Genomic DNA, 16,796 nt, shown 5'->3' on the forward strand with positions numbered 1-16,796 from the left:
CCCGTCAGCCCCGCAGTGCGGCCAGCACGGCGTCGGACAGGGGCGGCCAGGCCTCGATCGCCCAGGGGCCGAAGTCGCGGTCGGCCAGGGCGACCACGGCGGCTCCGGCGACCGGGTCGACCCACAGGAACGTGCCGCTCTGCCCGAAATGGCCGAAGGTGGCGGGAGAGTTCGCGGCGGAGGTCCAGTGCGGCGACTTGTGGTCGCGCAGCTCGAAGCCCAGACCCCAGTCGTTGGGGCGCTGGATGCCGTACCCCGGCAGCACGCCGATCAGGCCGGGGAAGGCCACGGAGGCGGCCAGGGCGAGCATCCCCTCCGACAGCAGGGCGGGGCGCAGCAGCTCGGCGGCGAAGCGGGAGAGGTCGGCCGCCGTGGAGACCCCGGCCGCGGCGGCGGAGCCCGCGAGTCGGGAGGACGTCATGCCCAGTGGGCGGAGCACGGCCTCGTCGAGGTACTCGGGGAACGTGATGCCGGAGTGCTCGGTCACGGCTTCCGCCAGCACTTCGAAGCCCCGGTTGGAGTAGATGCGGCGGGTGCCGGGTTCGGCGCGCACCCTGTTCTCGCTCATGTCGAGACCGGAGGCGTGCGCGAGCAGGTGCCGCACGGTGGATCCGGCCGGACCGGCCGGGGTGTCGAGCGAGAACACGCCCTCCTCCACGGCGATGAGCACCGCGTAGGCCGTCAGCGGCTTGGTGACCGATGCCAGCCGGTAAGGGCGGTCGACGTCCCCGTGGGCCGCCCGCACGGTCCCGTCCGCAGTGACCACCGCTGCGGCGGCGGTGTCGACCGGCCAGGCGTCGATGACGGCGAGGGCGTCGTCGAGAGCGGTCATGGGGCCTCCTCCGGCCGGTTCCTCGAACCCCGTGATCAGGGCGCGTGTTCCATCTTCGCAGCCTGCCGCCCGCTGCGCGGGAGGCAGGGGCCACCGCATGCACGGCACGACTGCCGATAGTGGGCCCCGTGGGGCTCGAACCCACGACCCGCGGATTAAAAGTCCGATGCTCTGCCGACTGAGCTAGAGGCCCGCACCGTCCAGTCTATTCGTCCTGACCGGGTGCTGTCGCCCGCGGGGACGCGTACCCTGGATCGGGTGCCACAGCAGTTCCACCGTCCCGTCCGGCGTCCGCCCGCGGCCTTCGACAATCTCGTCGGAGCCGCCGACCCCGCCGAGAAGTCCCGTGTCGCGCATGCCACGGCATCCGCTCTGCTCGAGCGGACCCGGACGGATGCCACCGGCGAGGCCACCGAACGACTGATCGCCTTCACCGCGGAACACGGCATCGACGACCTCGCCGAGCTGTGGGCGCAGGCCCCCGCGCGCTCGCTGCCCGGCGCACTGTGGCGTCTGCACCTGCTCCAGGTCGCGATCCGCAGCGACCCCTCGACGACGGCGCTGCTGTACGAGCGGGGCCGCATCGAACTGCGATCGGCGGATGCCGTGATCGCCGGTGCACCGACACCGGCGAGCCCCGACGAGCTGGTCGCCCTGGTCGACACCATCCTGCGCGGCGCGTTCCGCGGAGACTTCGCCGTCGCGCTGGAGCGCGCGGCGGCGTACTGCCGGGTGCAGGCGTCCGGCGCCACGCACACGGCGGACGACTACGAGCCCACCGAGCCGGGCCGGGCCGGCGACCTCACGACGCGTGCGCTGCGGCTCAGCGACTACGCCGAGGACCTGTCGGCGTCCGCCCGGGCCTGGCGTCGCGGCGCGCTCGGCTGATCGGGCCCCGAACGGAGGAAGACCGGGCCGCAAGAACGCCTCTCGGCGGAAGGCCGCTCGAAGCGGCAGAAGTTGGAGCCCGGGGTTATGCGGCCCGGCCGTTCAAGTGTAACGCGTCCACAGGCACGGTATTCCCACCCCCTCTATGCTGTGCTCATGCCCCAGCGCTTCGCCCTGATGATCGATCCCGTGGACGCCTCGGACACCCGTGGCGACTACAGCGGCACGTTCACCGAGGTGGATGTCGCCTCGCCCGTGCTGAGCGTCGGCGAGTTCAGCACGCAGCGCGGCGATGGCGTCTTCGAGTCGATCGGCGTGATCGACGGGCACGCCAACGAGGTCGAGGCGCACCTGCAGCGGCTGGCGCATTCGGCCCGACTGTGCGACCTGCCCGCCCCGAACCTCGCGCAGTGGCGACAGGCTGTGAGCGCCGCGGCGGGGCTCATCCCGGAGGGCGAGGCGGTCGTCAAGCTCATCCTCAGCCGAGGCGTCGAGCACGGCCCCGCCCCGACCGCGTGGGTGACGGCGTCCCCCGCCGCCGACTTCTCGGCCGTGCGCCGTGACGGGGTCCGGGTGGTCACGCTCGACCGCGGCTACGACCTGGGGGCCGGGGAGCGGGCGCCGTGGCTGCTGCTGGGAGCGAAGACGCTCTCCTACGCCGTGAACATGGCCGCACTGCGGGAAGCACGTCGCAGGGGCGCCGACGACGCCGTCTTCGTCACGAGGGACGGGTACGTGCTGGAGGCGCCCACGGCGTCGCTCATCCTGCGCAGGGGCGACGAGTTCGTCACGCCCGCGCCGTCCGGCGGCATCCTGCACGGCACGACCCAGCTGAGCGTCTACGAGCATCTGGAATCGTGTGGCTTCCGCACCGGCTACGCCACGGTGACGGCGTCCGACCTGGCGAACGCGGATGCCGCATGGCTGGTCTCCAGCATCCGTCTGGCCGTCGCCGTCACCGCCGTGGACGGCGAGCCGCTCCCGTCCGACCCCGCTTTCACCGCCGACCTGAACGCGTACCTGCTGTCCCCGCGCTGACCCCCTTCCTCTTCCACACCTGGTTCTCTTCCCTCCTGCGCCGCCGTTCGGAGGCCCCGGCGTGTCGCCCCACCTGAGAGGGCCGACACGCCGCATGGCGGGCGGATGCTCCGACCGGCGGCCCGTGCCCGGGGGAGCGGATACCGTGGGCGGGTCATGCTCGGCGACGGTGTGCGCCGTCGGCGAGGCGAGCGAGGATGGCCGCTTCGACGTGCGGCCAGTCGTGCACGATCATCGCGTAGTCGAAGCGCAGCGTCTCATATCCACGGGCAGCGGCGGCGGCATCCCGGAGCAGATCCTTGTGCCGCTCCGCCTCGCGCGCATGGTTCTCTCTGCCGTCGCACTCGATCAGCAGCCTGTCGCCGATGAGGATGTCGACCTCCCCGACGCCGCGGACACGCACCTGCGTGCGTACCGGGATGCCCAGCAGATGCATGCGAAGGCGCACAAGGGACTCCAGGCCGCTGTCGGCATCCGACCGCGCGATGTCCATCAGCCATCGCGAGTCCGTCGGCATCCGCCTGCGCAGCCAGGCGATCGCCGCGGGGGAGATGAGCATCAGTCTCAGGGCGGACTCGTAGGCGGCGAAGAACGTCTCCTCGTCACCGCACTCGGCCAGCTGCAGGAGCACGATCTCGACCGGTGGCGGATGACCGAAGACGACGGTCCCGTCCGTCCAGTGCAGGCGGCACGCCGTGCATCCGGGGTGGGCCTTGGCGGCTCTGCCCAGCCACACGCAGTGGCACGGGGTCTGCAGCACCCACAGCCCGAGCTGCCGTGCGGCATCCGCGCAGCCCGGCACGCCGCCGTGCTCTGCCGCGTGCCGTACGAGGGCCGGTGCGTCGGACGAGACGTACAGCCCTCGTCGGATCCTGACCAGCTCTCCCGCGGACACCGCGGCGCTGATCTCGCGCGAGGTCATGCCGTGCGCGCGCAGCGCGGCGGTGGTCGCCACCTGGCCGAGCCGCTGGATGGTCCGCATGCTGCGAGTGTCGTGCACGTGCCCGGATCGGATCGCCCGAGAACCCGGGAGCTGTGCACAACACTCTCAGAACCGTCATAGTGCAGGGCGAACGACCCGTGTCGCCACTCGGAGCAGGAGAGACGCATGCGGCGTGTCGGCTCACGTATGAGGGCCGACACGCCGCATGGCGGGCGGACGCTCCGACCGGCGGCGCACCGAGCGGCACGAGGCCGACCGCCGATCGGGGGCCGGACTCAGCCGAAGCGGCCGGAGACGTAGTCCTCGGTGGCCTGCACGGACGGCGTGGTGAAGATCGTGGCCGTGTCGTCGTACTCGATGAGCCTGCCGGGCTTGCCGGTGCCGGCGATGTTGAAGAATGCGGTGCGGTCCGACACGCGGCTGGCCTGCTGCATGTTGTGCGTGACGATGACGACCGTGTAGTCGTTCTTCAGCTCCCCGATGAGCTCCTCGATCGCGTACGTGGAGATGGGGTCCAGCGCCGAACACGGCTCGTCCATGAGGATCACCTCGGGGGAGACGGCGATCGCCCGCGCGATGCACAGGCGCTGCTGCTGCCCGCCGGACAGGCCCGAACCGGGCTTGTCGAGACGGTCTTTGACCTCGTTCCACAGGTTGGCACCGGTCAGGGATCGCTCGACCAGGTCGTCCTGATCGCTCTTGGACATCTTCTTGTTGTTGAGCTTGACGCCCGCGAGCACGTTCTCCTTGATGGACATGGTGGGGAACGGGTTGGGGCGCTGGAAGACCATGCCGACCTGACGGCGCACCAGCACCGGGTCGACGTTCGGGGCGTAGAGGTTCCGGCCGTCGACGAGCACCTCGCCCTCGACGCGGGCGCCGGGGATGACCTCGTGCATGCGGTTGAGCGTGCGCAGGAAGGTCGACTTCCCGCATCCGGACGGGCCGATGAAGGCGGTGACGGTGTTGGGTCTGATATCGATGCTGACGCCCTCCACGGCGAGGAAATCGCCGTAGTAGACGTTGAGGTCGTTGACTTCGATGCTCTTGGACATCTGAGGATCCTTCGTGATCGGGTTGAGGCGGCTCAGCGGCCGGCCGTCTTGGGGGCGAAGACCTTCGCGACCCATCGGGCGATGAGGTTGAGCACCATGACGATGAGGATGAGCGCCAGCGCGGCCGCCCAGGCACGGTCGAGGTAGGCGTCCGGAGGGACGCCGGGGTACTTCGACTGCATGTACGAGAACACCGGGAGGGTGGCCATCTGCCCGCTGAACATGTTCAGGTTCATGCCCTGCACCATGCCGACGGTCAGCAGCAACGGCGCGGTCTCGCCGATCACGCGGGCGACGGCGAGCATGACGCTCGTCGTGATCCCCGCGATCGAGGTCGGCAGCACGACCCGCAGGATCGTCAGCCACTTCGGCACGCCCAGCGCGTAGGCCGCCTCCCGGAGCTCGTTGGGGACGATGCGCAGCAGCTCCTCCGAGCCGCGGACGACCACCGGGATCATCAGCACGGACAGCGACAGGGAGCCCATCACGCCGATGCGCGTGCCGGGGGCGACGAGCAGGGCGAAGACCGAGTAGATGAACAGTCCGGCCACGATCGAGGGGATGCCCGTCATCACGTCGACGAGGAAGGTGATGCCGCGGGCGAGCTTGCGGCCCTGGCCGTACTCCACGAGGTAGATGGAGGTCATCAGACCGATCGGCACCGAGATGACCGTCGCGCCGAGGGTGATGAGCACCGTCCCCCACAGCGCATGGATCGCACCGCCGCCCGCGCCGACGATGTTGCGCATCGAGAAGGTGAAGAACTCGGTGTCGAAGCGGGCCAGTCCGTTGATGACGACCGTGTACAGCAGCGAGATCAGCGGCAGCAGCGCGAGGACGAAGGCGGCCGAGACGAGGGCCGTCATGAGCCGGTCGACCGCGCGGCGCCTGCTCTCGGCGATCGAGGAGATCGCGAAGATGAGCACCATGTAGATGAGCATCCCGACGACGACGGCCAGGGCGATGTTGAAGTCCGCCGGGTCCGCGCCGAGGTTGGCGACGGCGAAGACCACGGCCGAGATCGCGAAGCTGGCGATCAGCAGCATCCACGGCATCCGGCGCGGGAGGCGCCCGGAGCCGGTGGTGGCGGAAGCGGAGGGGGCGGCGATGGCGGTCATGTCAGTTGGCTCCGGAGAACTCGGCGCGGCGGGAGACGATCCAGCGGGCGAGGAAGTTGACGGCGAAGGTCACGATGAACAGGACGAGTCCCGCGGCGATGAGCGTGTTGACGCCGTTGCCGTGCGCCTCGGGGAAGCGCAGGGCGATGATGGCGGGGATCGTCGTCGGGTTCTCCGGGTTGAGCAGGTTGAAGGTCACCAGTCCGAGGGGTGAGAGCACGAGGGTGACGGCCATCGTCTCGCCGAGCGCGCGGCCCAGCCCCAGCATCGCCCCGGAGACGATGCCGCTGCGCGCGAACGGCAGCACGGCCATGCGGATCATCTCCCAGCGGGTGGCGCCCAGGGCGAGAGCGGCCTCCTCGTGCAGCTTGGGCGTCTGCAGGAACACCTCGCGGCAGATGGCGGTCATGATCGGCAGGATCATCACCGCGAGCACGAGGGCGGCGGTGAGGATGGTCTTGCCCGTGCCGGAGGGCGTGCCGGAGAACATCGGGATCCAGCCGAGGTTCTCGTTCAGCCACTTGTAGAAGGGCACGAGCATGGGGGCGAAGGTCAGCGCGCCCCACATGCCGAAGACGACGGAGGGGACCGCCGCCAGAAGATCGATGATGTAGCCCAGCACGCCGGCGAGACGTCGAGGAGCGTAGTGCGAGATGAACAGCGCGATGCCGATGGCGATCGGCGCCGCCACGACCAGGGCGATGGCACTGGACCACAGCGTGCCGAAGACGAACGGCCAGACCCAGCTGAGGAACGACTCGCCCTTCAGGATCTGGTTCTGCGCGGGGTCCTCGGTGAGCACGGGGATCGACTGGACGAACAGGAACACCGCGACCGCGGCGAGGGTGACGAGGATGATGATTCCCGCCCCCAGTGCGGTGCCGGAGAAGATGCGGTCTCCGGGGCGCTGCACGGCCTTGGCGTGCGTGCGGCCGGTGCCGGTCGTGGTGGTGGTCATCGGGGCGGCTCCACGGGTACTGGTCTCTGACAGGTCTTCATGCGGGTGCCCCCGCGGCGCTGATCGTCGTGCTGAACAGCGCCACGGGGGCGGGATCTCAGCGGAGGCTGAGACGGATGCTACTCGGCGACCATGGCGTCGATCGCGGCGTTGACCTTCGTGCGCAGGTCCTCGGAGATGGGGGCGTTGCCCGCGGCAGCGGCCGCGTCATCCTGGCCCTGGGCGGAGGCGACGTACTGGAAGTACGCCTTCACGAGCGAGCCGACCTCGGCGTCGTCGTACTCGACGCAGCCGATCAGGTACGAGACCAGGGCGATCGGGTAGGAGCCGGCCGGTGCGGCAGCCGGGTCGACGGCGAACGCCAGGTCGTGGGCCGACCGGCCCTCCTCCAGCGGGGAGGCCGCCACGAGGGCCGATGCGGCCTCCGCGGAATACGGCACGTACTCGTCGCCGACCTTGATCGAGACCTGTCCGAGGCCCTCGGCCTGCGAGGCGTCCGCGAAGCCGATGTAGCCGACGCCCTCCGAGATGGCGGCGACCACGCCCGAGGTGCCCTCCGCGGCCTCGCCGGACTCGAGCGGCCAGACGTCGCTGGGCTCCTCGGTCCACGCGTCGGGGGCGACGGCGTTCAGGTAGGTGGTGAAGGTCTCCTGCGTGCCGGAGGCCTCAGCGCGGTGGACCGGGACGATGGCCTGGTCGGGCAGCGCGACGCCGTCGTTCTGAGAGGCGATGGCCGGGTCGTTCCAGTTGGTGATGTCACCGGCGAAGATCTTCGCGATGGTCTCCCCATCGAGGTTCAGGCTGTCGATGCCGTCGAGGTTGAACGCCACGGCGACCGGGGAGATGTACACGGGGATCTCGACGATGTCGTCGGAGACGCAGGCGCCGAACCCGCCGGCGGCGAGCTCGTCGGCGGTGTACGCACGGTCCGAGCCGATGAAGTTCGAGGCGCCCGAGATGAAGTTCTCCCGTCCCGGGCCGGAACCGGTGGAGGTGTAGTTGACGGTGGTGCCGGTGTTCGCCTGCTGGAACGCGGCGACCCAGGCGGCCTGCGCGGCCTCCTGAGAGGAGGCGCCGGTGGCCTCGATGGTGCCCGTCAGGGCGGTCTCCGCCGGAGCGGAGCCTTCGGAGTCGGAGGGAGCCGGCTCGTTCGCGGCGCAGCCCGCGAGGGCGAGAGCGGCGATCGCGCTGATGGCGCTGAGTCGAGCGATGTGGGAGATCTTCACTGTGGATCCGTTCGATCGGGGAATCATGTCATGCCGGTGCAGGCACACAGTGACGCTAAGTGCGGCGGTTAACGAGACTGGACCCTGCTGGTGAACGGGAGGTGAACGGAATCGGGCGTTTCCCGCACGGGATCAGGCCTTGGGCGTGTGCGTCTCGATCGAGATGATCCCCGAACCGGGGTTGGTTGCCGAGAGGTGAACGACGGAGAAACCCGCGACCTCCAGGTTTCCCGCACTGTCGACGTAGGAGCCGTGCATGGTCCCGGTCGCCAGAGCCAGCTCCGAGATGATCGCAGGGAGGACGGGCCTGTGGCTGCACAGCACGGCGGGCTTCCGGGCGCGCACCCGACGTCCGATCACGGAGCGGATGTCCGCCGCGCCGCTCTCCCAGGCGTCCTGGCTGATCTTCGCCGTGACGCGGGCGGATCGCCCGAGCCGGCGCTCCAGCGGTGCGATCGTCTGCCGGCATCGCGCCGCGTCGCTGCTGACGATGCGGCGCACGCCGAACGCCTTCAGCGGGGCGACGATGGCATCGGCCTGGTGCCGGCCGCGCTCCGTCAGCGGGCGCTCGGCGTCCGTGCCGTCCCATCCGGACCGGCCGACGGCCTTGGCGTGCCGCAGCACGATGACGGGGAAGGTGTGCAGCACCCCGTCGTCCACCAGACGGGCGAAGTTGTCGAGGATCTCCACGTCCACCGGGTAGCTCAGCCGGGCACGCGCCTTCTTCAGGCTCATCCACTCGATGCCGGAGATCTCACTGTTGGGCAGGAAGCTGGATGCGCGGATCGCCGCGTCCGTCGCCTCCGCCGCCCAGTAGTGCACGACCTTCTGCCGCTTGGGGCGCATCCAGTACTTGCTGACGCCGACGGGCACGCCGAGGGCGACCTTGATGCCGGTCTCCTCGTGCACCTCCCGCACAGCCGTCTGGGCGAGCATCTCCCCGGGGTCCACCTTGCCCTTGGGGAGGGTGACGTCGCGGTACTTGGTGCGGTGGATGAGCAGGACGCGCAGCTTGCCCTCGACCAGGCGCCACACGACGGCCCCGGCCGCGAACACGGCGGTGTCGCTCATCGGACCGTTCGCTTGCGACGGCGACTCTGCACCGCGAGCATCCGGCTGTCCTGCAGATCGAGGCGCGGATGCTCGGGGTCGTCCACGGGGCGCGTCCAGGCGCCGCCTTCCCCCAGATGCCACGAGCTGGTGCCCTCGTCCATGGCCAGGTCGAACAGGTCGTGCAGTTCCTGGATGTGCTCGGGATCGGCGAGGCGCACGAGCGCCTCCACACGACGGTCGAGGTTGCGGTGCATCATGTCGGCGCTGCCGATGTACACGATGGGGGCGCCGTCGTTCTCGAAGGCGAAGATGCGGGAGTGCTCCAGGTAGCGGCCCAGGATGCTGCGCACGGTGATGTTGTCGCTCACGCCGGGCAGGTCCACACGCAGGCTGCAGATGCCGCGGACCCACACCTCCACCTCCACGCCCGCCATGCTCGCGCGGTACAGCGCGTCGATGACCTGCTCGTCGACCATCGAGTTGACCTTGATCCGCACGCGGGCGCGCTTTCCTGCCTCGGCGTTGCGGCGCTCACGGTCGATGTGCCGCAGCAGGCCCTTCCGCAGGTGCAGCGGTGCCACCAGCAGACGTTTGAACTTCTTCTCGATCGCGTAGCCGCTCAGCTCGTTGAACAGCCGCGTGAGGTCCTTGCCGACCTGCGGATCGGCGGTGAACAGCCCGAAGTCCTCGTACATGCGGCTGGTCTTCGGGTTGTAGTTGCCGGTGCCCACGTGCGAGTAGTGCCGCAGCTCCCCGTCCTCCTCGCGGATCACCAGCGCGAGCTTGCAGTGCGTCTTCAGTCCCACCAGGCCATACACGACGTGCACGCCGGCCTTCTCGAGCTTGCGCGCCCAGACGATGTTGTTGGCCTCGTCGAACCGGGCCTTGACCTCCACGAGCGCGAGCACCGACTTGCCGGCCTCGGCGGCATCGATGAGGGCCTGCACGACAGGGCTGTCGCCCGAGGTGCGGTACAGGGTCTGCTTGATGGCCAGCACATGCGGGTCACGGGCGGCCTGATCCAGGAACGCCTGCACACTGGTGGCGAAGGACTCGTACGGGTGGTGCACGAGGACGTCGGCCCGGCCGATGGCCTTGAAGATGTCGGGGCGCTCGTTGCTGTCGCCCGGCTGGAATGCCACCGCAGTGGTCGGCAGATGCGGGGGATAGCGCAGATCGGGCCGGTCGATGCGGGCGAGGTCGAACAGGCCTCGCAGGTCCAGCGGGCCCGGGAGCCGGTAGACCTCCTGATCGGTGATGTCGAGCTCCTTGATGAGCAGCTCGAGGGTCACATCATCCATGTCGTCGGTGATCTCGAGACGGATCGGCGGACCGAAGCGGCGGCGCAGCAGCTCGGCCTCCAGCGCCTGGATGAGGTTCTCGCTCTCGTCCTCCTCCACGTCGAAGTCCTCGTTGCGGGTGAGGCGGAAGGCGTGATGGTCGAGCACCTCCATCCCGGGGAAGAGGTCGTCGAGGTGGTTGGCGATGAGCTCCTCGAGGCGGATGAAGCGCAGGATCTCCCCGGCGCTGGGCACTTCGATGAAGCGGGGCAGCATGGGCGGCACCTTCAGCCGGGCGAAGTCCTGTCTGCCGGTGCGGGCGTTGCGGATGCGGATGGCGAGGTTCAGCGACAGCCCGGAGATGTACGGGAACGGGTGCGCGGGGTCGACCGCGAGCGGCATGAGCACGGGGAACACCTGGGCCTGGAAGTACTCGCCCAGCGAGTCCCGCTCGGCGTCGGTCAGGTCGGCCCACTCGGTGATCTCGATCCCCGCATCGGCCAGCGCGGGCCTGACCCGGTGGGTCCACGCGTCCGCGTGGCGCAGCTGCAGCGCGTGCGCCTCGGCGGAGATGTCCGCGAGGGCGTCCGACGGCGCGCGGCCGACGTTCGTCGGCATGGCCAGGCCGGTCAGGATGCGGCGCTTGAGACCCGCGACGCGCACCATGAAGAACTCGTCGAGATTGCTCGCGAAGATCGCCAGGAAGTTCGCCCGCTCCAGCTCCGGCAGCGACGCGTCCTCCGCCAGTTCCAGCACGCGCCGGTTGAACGCCAGCCAGCTCAGCTCCCTGTCGTGGTAGCGGTGCGCGGGAAGCTCGGCATCAGGCAGCTCGTGCGCATCGAAGTCATCGTCCTCGGCGTCTCCGAGTCCGGCGTCGGCAGGTGCGGGTTCCCTCATGGGGTACATCTTCGCACCCACCGGTGACGGTTTCGTGAACTCAGTCATCGGGGTCGTCGTCCTCGTCGTGAAGATTGAAGCGGTAGCCGACGTTGCGGACGGTGCCGATGATCTGCTCGGCCTCGCCGAGCTTGGCGCGCAGCCGTCGCACGTGCACGTCGACCGTGCGGGTGCCGCCGAAGTAGTCGTAGCCCCACACGTCGCTCAGCAGCTGCTCCCGGGTGAACACTCGCGCGGGGTGGGTGGCGAGGAAGTGCAGCAGTTGGAACTCCTTGTAGGTCAGATCCAGCGGACGGCCGTGGAGCTTCGCGGAGTAGGACTGCTCGTCGATCGTGATCCCGGATGCCTGCACGCGCGCCGGCTCGTCCGTCCGGGGGCGGGAGAGAGCCAGACGCAGCCGTGCATCGACCTCGGCGGGACCCGCGTCGCGCAGCATGACGTCGTCGAAGCCCCAGTCCGCCGACACCGCGCTGAGCCCGCCCTCGGTCACCACCAGCAGCACCGGCGCCTCGACCGCCGCGGCGCGCAGCACGCGGCAGGCCGCCCGTGCGGCGATGAGATCCGCGGTGGCGTCGACGAGGATGGCATCCGCCTCCGGCAGGGTGACCAGGTGGGCGGGATCCAGCGGGTGATGGCGGAGGCTGTGCGAGAGCAGCCCGAGCGCGGGCAGCAGCGCCTCCGCGTCGGAGGCGGGGCTGAGCGCGAGCAGCAGGGCCACGCGACGATCTTAGTTCGCGACGTGGCCGCGGCCGACGGGAAGTCCCCGCCCGTCCCCAGTACGATGGCGGCATGGCTGAACCGGCTCTCGCGCCACGCAACGCGATCCACGGCGTCATCGCCGTGTGGGTCGTCGCGCTGGCCGTCGCAGTCGCCCTGGGGGTCCTCGTCTCCGAACCGGAGCGCGACAGGTGGCTGCTGATCGCCTTCGGCGGGATCGTGCTGCTGGCCTTCGCCGTGCAGCTGGCCTACGGGCGGGCGCGGGGATTCATCGTGCGCGCGGCGGGGAGCGCGATGGGCGCACTGGTGATCATGGCGCTGGTCTCGGCGGGATTCGGGCTGTCCGCCCTCGTTTCCGCTCTGTGACGCCAGGGCAGGACTCCGGCATCCGCACCGCCGATGCCGGGAGCGACTAGACTGCTGACATGGATCCCGTCGCCCTCGAATTCTTCTTCCTCGGTCTGCTGGGACTGGCGAGCCTCGCGATCGCCTTCGTCGCCGGCGCCGTGCTCGTCAACCTGTTCCGCGGCCAGCGCTGATCCGACGCGCGTCGTGATCGAGCTGCCCACGGATCTCCCCGCCGAACTGGTCCCGTTCTCCTGGCTGCTGGGCGTCTGGGAGGGGACCGGCGTCATCGAGTACACGGCGGGTGGGACCCGCTTCCAGGGCGAGTTCTCGCACCGCGTTAGCTTCAGCCATGACGGCGGTCCGTTCCTGAACTACTCCGCCACGGCGTCCTTCCTCGGTGCGGACGGCACGGACGAGCCCGTGCGGCTGCTGGCGGAGACGGGGTTCTGGCGGCTGTCGCGGCCGCGTACGGATGCCGATCCCGGCCCCGCCCTGCTGCCGCCGGTGTCCCCGGGGCGGGTGCGCACCGTCGACGACGTGGAGAGTCTGCGCACCGAGGACGGCTTCCCCATCGAGGTGTCGGTCGTGCACTCCGACGGCACACTCGAACTGTACCTGGGGCGCATCGCCGGTCCCCGGATCGACATCGCCACGGATGCCGTGGTGCGCTCGGCCGGCGCCAAGGCGTACACGGCGGCCACCCGCATGTACGGGCTGGTGGATTCGCACCTGCTGTGGGCGTGGGACATCACCGCGCTGGGCGAGCAGCTGAAGTCGCACGCGTCCGCCCGCCTCGCGAAGGTGTGATCATGTCCGTCTTCGATGAGCTCGCGGGCGCGGTGCGCGATGGCGATGTCATCGCGCATTTCGGCAACCCGATCATCGAGCAGCGGGAGCTCGCGCACGGCGAGGCGCTCGTGCCGCTGACCGATCGCGTGCTGGTCGAGGTCGCGGGCGAGGACCGGCTCGGCTGGCTGGACTCGTTCACCTCGCAGTCCGTGGCGGGCCTGGCCCCGGGGGAGAGCACGGAGCTGCTGATCCTGGACCCGCAGGGGCGCGTGGAGCACGCGGCCGGGGTGCTCGAGGACGGTTCGTCGGTGTGGCTGATCGCCGACGCCGGTGACGCCGAGAAGCTCGTCGCGTGGCTCCAGCGCATGGTGTTCCGCGCGCGCGTCACCGTGACGATGCGGGCGGATGCCGCGCTGGTCGGCCTCTTCACCGGCGGGGACGCGGAGGCGCGGATCACGGCATCCGCCCCGCATGGTGTCCCCCTCCTCTGGCGCGATCCGTGGCGCGAGGTGCAGCCCGGCGGGCACCAGTACGCCGTCACAGCCGGGCATCCCGCCGCCGACTACACGTGGAGCGTGGCCGTCGTCGACGAGGCGTCCACCCTGACGGGGCCCTTCGCGGGGGCGCTGGCCGCCGAGGCGCTGCGCGTCGCGGCCTGGCGTCCGCGCTGGTCTCACGAGGTCGACGAGCGCACGATCCCGCACGAATCGGACTGGATCCGCAGCGCCGTGCACCTGAACAAGGGCTGCTACCGCGGGCAGGAGACCGTCGCCAAGGTGCACAATCTCGGGCATCCGCCGCGGCGCCTCGCGGCCCTGCACCTGGACGGCAGCGACGTCGTGCTGCCTGTGCCCGGTGATCCCGTGCTCTCCGGCGAGAACGAGGTCGGGCGCATCACCTCCGCCGCGCTGCACCACGAGGACGGTCCGATCGCCCTGGCGATCCTGTCCCGCCGTGCACCGGTGGGTGATCTCGTCGTGCGCTCGGAGGGCGTCGACATCGCCGCCGCCCAGCAGGTGATCGTGCCGGCCGATGCGGGGGCCACGGCCGACGTGCCGCGACTGACAAGGCTCTCCCGGCGACCCGTCGCGGAGGACCCGCGCACGCGCACCGACGACGGCGCGCGCTGAAGGATCGGGCCCGCCCGCACCGCGGCTCGACTCACCGGGCGGGAGCGACCGTCGCCCAGGGCACTGTCAGCTCTCCGAGGCGCCAGCGACGGCGGTCGCCCTGCACGGGCACACCGTGCGCCTTGACGGCCGTCACGGTGGCCAGCCAGCGCTGCACCGGGCCGAACGCCGACAGCGCCGCCGCGCGCTCCCACTCCCGGTCCAGCTCGGCGAGGAGAGCATGGATGCGCTCACCGGGGACGTTGTGGTGGATGAGCGCCTTCGGCAGCCGCGCGGCGACCGCACCCGGGTGGTCGAGACCCTTCAGGCGCAGCGAGATCGTGAAGCGCACGGGCACGCCGTCCGCGGGGATGTCGATCCAGCTGCCGATGCGCCCGATCTCCCCGCAGGTCCCCTCCACGAGCACACCGTCCGGGGCGAGGCGCTCGGCCACGCGGTGCCAGGCATCCGGCACATCGCGCTCGTCGTACTGGCGCAGCACGTTCATCGCGCGGATGACGGCCGGCCGGCGTCGGCCCGGCAGGGGCACCTCGAAGCCGCCGCGGGCGAAGGAGACGGGGACGTCGGCGGCGAAGTGCGTGCGCCCGGCCCGGACGTCCTCCAGCTGGCCGCGCGCGGTCGCCACCCGCCCCGGATCCAGTTCGAGGCCGATCACCTCGGCATCCGTGCGCTCGGCGCGCAGCCGCTGCGCGAGCTCCAGCGCGGTCACGCCGCTGGCACCGAACCCCAGGTCGACCACGAGGGGATCGACGGCCCTGCGGAACGAGGCGGACGCCGCGATCCACCGGTCGCTGCGCCGCAGCCGATTCGTCCCCGTCGTGCCTCGGGTGGGCAGCCCGATCGGTGACGTCACCGATCGATTCTTCCGCACCGCACGCGTCACCGGATCCGATGTGTCGGAACCGGCCGGATAAGCTGGATGCATGACGCGCACCCTCATCCTGCTCCGCCATGGCCAGAGCGAATGGAACCAGCTCAACCTCTTCACGGGCTGGGTCGACGTCCGTCTCACCGAGCAGGGCAGGGCCGAGGCCCGCCGTGGCGGTGAGCTGCTGGCCGAGTCCGGAATCCTGCCCGACGTGCTGCACACCTCGCTGCTGAGCCGTGCCATCCAGACCGCCGACATCGCGCTGGACGCGGCCGACCGGCTGTGGATCCCCGTGACACGCTCCTGGCGGCTCAACGAGCGCCACTACGGTGCGCTGCAGGGCAAGGACAAGGCCCAGACGCTGGAGGAGTTCGGCCAGGAGCAGTTCATGCTGTGGCGCCGCTCGTTCGACGTGCCGCCGCCCCCGCTCGACGACGCGAGCGAGTTCAGCCAGGTGAACGACCCGCGCTACGCCGGCATCGATGGGGACATGCCGCGCACCGAGTCGCTCAAGCTCGTCATCGACCGGCTGCTGCCGTACTGGGAGTCCGCGATCATCCCCGACCTCGAGGCGGGGAAGACCGTGCTGGTCACCGCCCACGGCAACTCGCTGCGCGGCCTCGTCAAGCACCTGGAGGGCATCAGCGACGACGACATCGCGGCCCTCAACATCCCCACCGGCATCCCGCTGGTGTACGAGCTCGACGAGAACAACGTCCCCACCGGCCCCGGCAGGTACCTGGACCCCGAGGCGGCTGCTGCCGGCGCCGCCGCCGTCGCCGCGCAGGGCGCGAAGTAGCATCAGAACACGGGAGGGGCGGATGCCGATCGGCATCCGCCCCTCCCGTGTCAGCGGCCGGTCAGGACTCCGGGGTCTCCTCGGTCTCGGTCGGGGTCTCGGACTCCTGCGCCTCCGCCGCCAAGGCGATGTCCTCCTCGTCCACAGCCCAATCGCCGGTGGCGAGGTAGACGACCTTCTTCGCGACGGCGACGGCATGGTCGGCGAAGCGCTCGTGGTAGCGGCTGGCCAGGGTGGCGTCGACGGTCGCGGTGGCCTCGCCCTTCCAGTTGTCGCTGAGCACCTTCTCGAACACGTTGGCGTGCAGCTCATCGACATCGTCGTCGGCGTTGCGGATGGCATCCGCATGCCGCAGGTCCTGCGTGCGGAGGAGCTCGGCGAGGGTGCGGGAGATCTCCACGTCCAGCTCGCCCATCCGGCGGAACGTGCCCTTGAGGCCCTTCGGGATGGCCCGCTCGGGGAAGCGCAGGCGCGCCAGCTGGGCGATGTGCTCGGCCATGTCGCCCATCCGCTCCAGCGACGCACTCACCCGCAGCGCCGTGATCACGATGCGCAGGTCGCGGGCGACCGGCTGCTGGCGGGCGAGGATCTCGATGGCCTGCTCGTCGAGCATGACGGCCAGCTCGTCGATCTTCGCGTCGTCCGCGATGACCTCCTCCGCCAGCGAGACATCGCTCTCGGCGAATGCCGTGGTGGCCTTCTCGATGGCGACCGTGACGAGGTCGGCGATCTCCGCCAGCCGTGACTGGAGCTCTTCGAGGGACTGGTGGAAGACTTCGCGCATGGCGATGGAACCTCTCGTCGTGGGGTCGGCGCGGATGCCGAACGGGCGCACGCGGGCGCGGGCCGACATCGAT

General features: G+C 70.3%; 17 protein-coding genes and 1 tRNA gene. 6 read left to right on the top strand and 12 right to left on the bottom strand.

Translation table 11 applies throughout. From position 1 onward, the window contains the following. Nucleotides 1-4 precede the first annotated feature (4 nt). Both ABD770_RS09720 and ABD770_RS09725 read right to left on the bottom strand, forming a co-directional pair. Entirely contained in the window at nucleotides 5-832 is an 828-nt protein-coding gene (locus ABD770_RS09720) for a serine hydrolase domain-containing protein (protein ID WP_344819353.1), read from the bottom strand. A gap of 120 nt (nucleotides 833-952) precedes the next feature. Continuing rightward, nucleotides 953-1,025, bottom strand: a tRNA-Lys gene (locus ABD770_RS09725). Between the two features lie 65 nt (nucleotides 1,026-1,090). Between ABD770_RS09725 and ABD770_RS09730 the strand changes: the two genes are divergently transcribed. Then, nucleotides 1,091-1,720: a DNA-directed RNA polymerase subunit beta gene (locus tag ABD770_RS09730; RefSeq protein ID WP_344819354.1), complete on the top strand. Its 630-nt coding sequence runs from the start codon at nucleotides 1,091-1,093 to the stop codon at nucleotides 1,718-1,720. A 156-nt stretch (nucleotides 1,721-1,876) separates the two neighbouring features. Further along, nucleotides 1,877-2,758 (top strand): aminodeoxychorismate lyase, encoded by an 882-nt coding sequence (locus tag ABD770_RS09735; protein WP_344819355.1) that lies wholly within the window; start codon nucleotides 1,877-1,879, stop codon nucleotides 2,756-2,758. Between the two features lie 154 nt (nucleotides 2,759-2,912). On the opposite strand, the gene ABD770_RS09740 is transcribed toward ABD770_RS09735, so the two are convergent. The 8 genes from ABD770_RS09740 to ABD770_RS09775 all read right to left on the bottom strand — a co-directional run bounded on the left by ABD770_RS09740 (nucleotide 2,913) and on the right by ABD770_RS09775 (nucleotide 12,006). Then, entirely contained in the window at nucleotides 2,913-3,740 is an 828-nt protein-coding gene (locus ABD770_RS09740) for a type IV toxin-antitoxin system AbiEi family antitoxin domain-containing protein (RefSeq protein WP_344819356.1), read from the bottom strand. 236 nt (nucleotides 3,741-3,976) lie between these two features. Next, complete coding sequence (gene pstB, locus ABD770_RS09745; protein WP_344819357.1) at nucleotides 3,977-4,756, bottom strand: phosphate ABC transporter ATP-binding protein PstB; 780 nt, start codon at nucleotides 4,754-4,756, stop codon at nucleotides 3,977-3,979. A 32-nt stretch (nucleotides 4,757-4,788) separates the two neighbouring features. Beyond that, on the bottom strand, nucleotides 4,789-5,874 hold the full coding sequence (gene pstA / locus ABD770_RS09750; RefSeq protein WP_344819358.1) for a phosphate ABC transporter permease PstA: 1,086 nt from the start codon (nucleotides 5,872-5,874) through the stop codon (nucleotides 4,789-4,791). 1 nt (nucleotide 5,875) lies between these two features. Then, the gene (gene pstC / locus ABD770_RS09755; RefSeq protein ID WP_344819359.1) at nucleotides 5,876-6,832 is read right to left on the bottom strand and encodes a phosphate ABC transporter permease subunit PstC; all 957 of its coding nucleotides are present in this window, start codon (nucleotides 6,830-6,832) and stop codon (nucleotides 5,876-5,878) included. A gap of 119 nt (nucleotides 6,833-6,951) precedes the next feature. Continuing rightward, nucleotides 6,952-8,058 (bottom strand): phosphate ABC transporter substrate-binding protein PstS, encoded by a 1,107-nt coding sequence (locus ABD770_RS09760; RefSeq protein WP_344819360.1) that lies wholly within the window; start codon nucleotides 8,056-8,058, stop codon nucleotides 6,952-6,954. A 132-nt stretch (nucleotides 8,059-8,190) separates the two neighbouring features. Beyond that, nucleotides 8,191-9,129 (bottom strand): NUDIX hydrolase, encoded by a 939-nt coding sequence (locus ABD770_RS09765; protein ID WP_344819361.1) that lies wholly within the window; start codon nucleotides 9,127-9,129, stop codon nucleotides 8,191-8,193. After that, complete coding sequence (locus ABD770_RS09770; RefSeq protein WP_344819362.1) at nucleotides 9,126-11,288, bottom strand: RNA degradosome polyphosphate kinase; 2,163 nt, start codon at nucleotides 11,286-11,288, stop codon at nucleotides 9,126-9,128. The genes ABD770_RS09765 and ABD770_RS09770 overlap by 4 nt, the downstream gene beginning before the upstream one ends. Nucleotides 11,289-11,328: 40 nt before the next feature. Beyond that, nucleotides 11,329-12,006: a response regulator transcription factor gene (locus ABD770_RS09775; protein WP_344819363.1), complete on the bottom strand. Its 678-nt coding sequence runs from the start codon at nucleotides 12,004-12,006 to the stop codon at nucleotides 11,329-11,331. A gap of 71 nt (nucleotides 12,007-12,077) precedes the next feature. On the opposite strand from ABD770_RS09775, the gene ABD770_RS09780 reads away from it, so the two are divergent. The 3 genes from ABD770_RS09780 to ygfZ all read left to right on the top strand — a co-directional run bounded on the left by ABD770_RS09780 (nucleotide 12,078) and on the right by ygfZ (nucleotide 14,272). Further along, on the top strand, nucleotides 12,078-12,371 hold the full coding sequence (locus ABD770_RS09780; RefSeq protein ID WP_344819364.1) for a hypothetical protein: 294 nt from the start codon (nucleotides 12,078-12,080) through the stop codon (nucleotides 12,369-12,371). A gap of 186 nt (nucleotides 12,372-12,557) precedes the next feature. Next, nucleotides 12,558-13,160, top strand: a complete 603-nt coding sequence (locus ABD770_RS09785) for a nitrobindin family protein (RefSeq protein ID WP_344819365.1) — start codon at nucleotides 12,558-12,560, stop codon at nucleotides 13,158-13,160. A gap of 2 nt (nucleotides 13,161-13,162) precedes the next feature. Next, nucleotides 13,163-14,272 (top strand): CAF17-like 4Fe-4S cluster assembly/insertion protein YgfZ, encoded by a 1,110-nt coding sequence (gene ygfZ / locus ABD770_RS09790; RefSeq protein ID WP_344819366.1) that lies wholly within the window; start codon nucleotides 13,163-13,165, stop codon nucleotides 14,270-14,272. Nucleotides 14,273-14,303: 31 nt separating this feature from the next. Here the strand turns inward: ygfZ and ABD770_RS09795 are convergent, their stop codons facing one another. Then, on the bottom strand, nucleotides 14,304-15,125 hold the full coding sequence (locus ABD770_RS09795) for a class I SAM-dependent methyltransferase (RefSeq protein ID WP_344819367.1): 822 nt from the start codon (nucleotides 15,123-15,125) through the stop codon (nucleotides 14,304-14,306). A gap of 70 nt (nucleotides 15,126-15,195) precedes the next feature. On the opposite strand from ABD770_RS09795, the gene ABD770_RS09800 reads away from it, so the two are divergent. Continuing rightward, nucleotides 15,196-15,939, top strand: coding sequence for a phosphoglyceromutase (locus tag ABD770_RS09800; RefSeq protein WP_344819368.1), 744 nt, complete (start codon nucleotides 15,196-15,198; stop codon nucleotides 15,937-15,939). Nucleotides 15,940-16,000: 61 nt separating this feature from the next. On the opposite strand, the gene phoU is transcribed toward ABD770_RS09800, so the two are convergent. Beyond that, nucleotides 16,001-16,723 (bottom strand): phosphate signaling complex protein PhoU, encoded by a 723-nt coding sequence (gene phoU, locus ABD770_RS09805; RefSeq protein ID WP_344819904.1) that lies wholly within the window; start codon nucleotides 16,721-16,723, stop codon nucleotides 16,001-16,003. Between the last annotated feature and the right edge of the window lie 73 nt (nucleotides 16,724-16,796).

The sequence above is a fragment of the Microbacterium soli genome (assembly GCF_039539005.1).
GTDB classification, from domain to species: Bacteria; Actinomycetota; Actinomycetes; order Actinomycetales; family Microbacteriaceae; genus Microbacterium; species Microbacterium soli.

Coding starts and splice junctions, on each gene's coding strand:
- ABD770_RS09720 (WP_344819353.1), bottom strand. CDS start 832: ATGACCGCTCTCGACGACGCCCTCGCCGTCATCGACGCCTGGCCGGTC.
- ABD770_RS09735 (WP_344819355.1), top strand. CDS start 1,877: ATGCCCCAGCGCTTCGCCCTGATGATCGATCCCGTGGACGCCTCGGAC.
- ABD770_RS09740 (WP_344819356.1), bottom strand. CDS start 3,740: ATGCGGACCATCCAGCGGCTCGGCCAGGTGGCGACCACCGCCGCGCTG.
- pstB (WP_344819357.1), bottom strand. CDS start 4,756: ATGTCCAAGAGCATCGAAGTCAACGACCTCAACGTCTACTACGGCGAT.
- pstA (WP_344819358.1), bottom strand. CDS start 5,874: ATGACCGCCATCGCCGCCCCCTCCGCTTCCGCCACCACCGGCTCCGGG.
- pstC (WP_344819359.1), bottom strand. CDS start 6,832: ATGACCACCACCACGACCGGCACCGGCCGCACGCACGCCAAGGCCGTG.
- ABD770_RS09765 (WP_344819361.1), bottom strand. CDS start 9,129: ATGAGCGACACCGCCGTGTTCGCGGCCGGGGCCGTCGTGTGGCGCCTG.
- ABD770_RS09770 (WP_344819362.1), bottom strand. CDS start 11,288: ATGAGGGAACCCGCACCTGCCGACGCCGGACTCGGAGACGCCGAGGAC.
- ABD770_RS09780 (WP_344819364.1), top strand. CDS start 12,078: ATGGCTGAACCGGCTCTCGCGCCACGCAACGCGATCCACGGCGTCATC.
- ygfZ (WP_344819366.1), top strand. CDS start 13,163: ATGTCCGTCTTCGATGAGCTCGCGGGCGCGGTGCGCGATGGCGATGTC.
- ABD770_RS09800 (WP_344819368.1), top strand. CDS start 15,196: ATGACGCGCACCCTCATCCTGCTCCGCCATGGCCAGAGCGAATGGAAC.
- phoU (WP_344819904.1), bottom strand. CDS start 16,723: ATGCGCGAAGTCTTCCACCAGTCCCTCGAAGAGCTCCAGTCACGGCTG.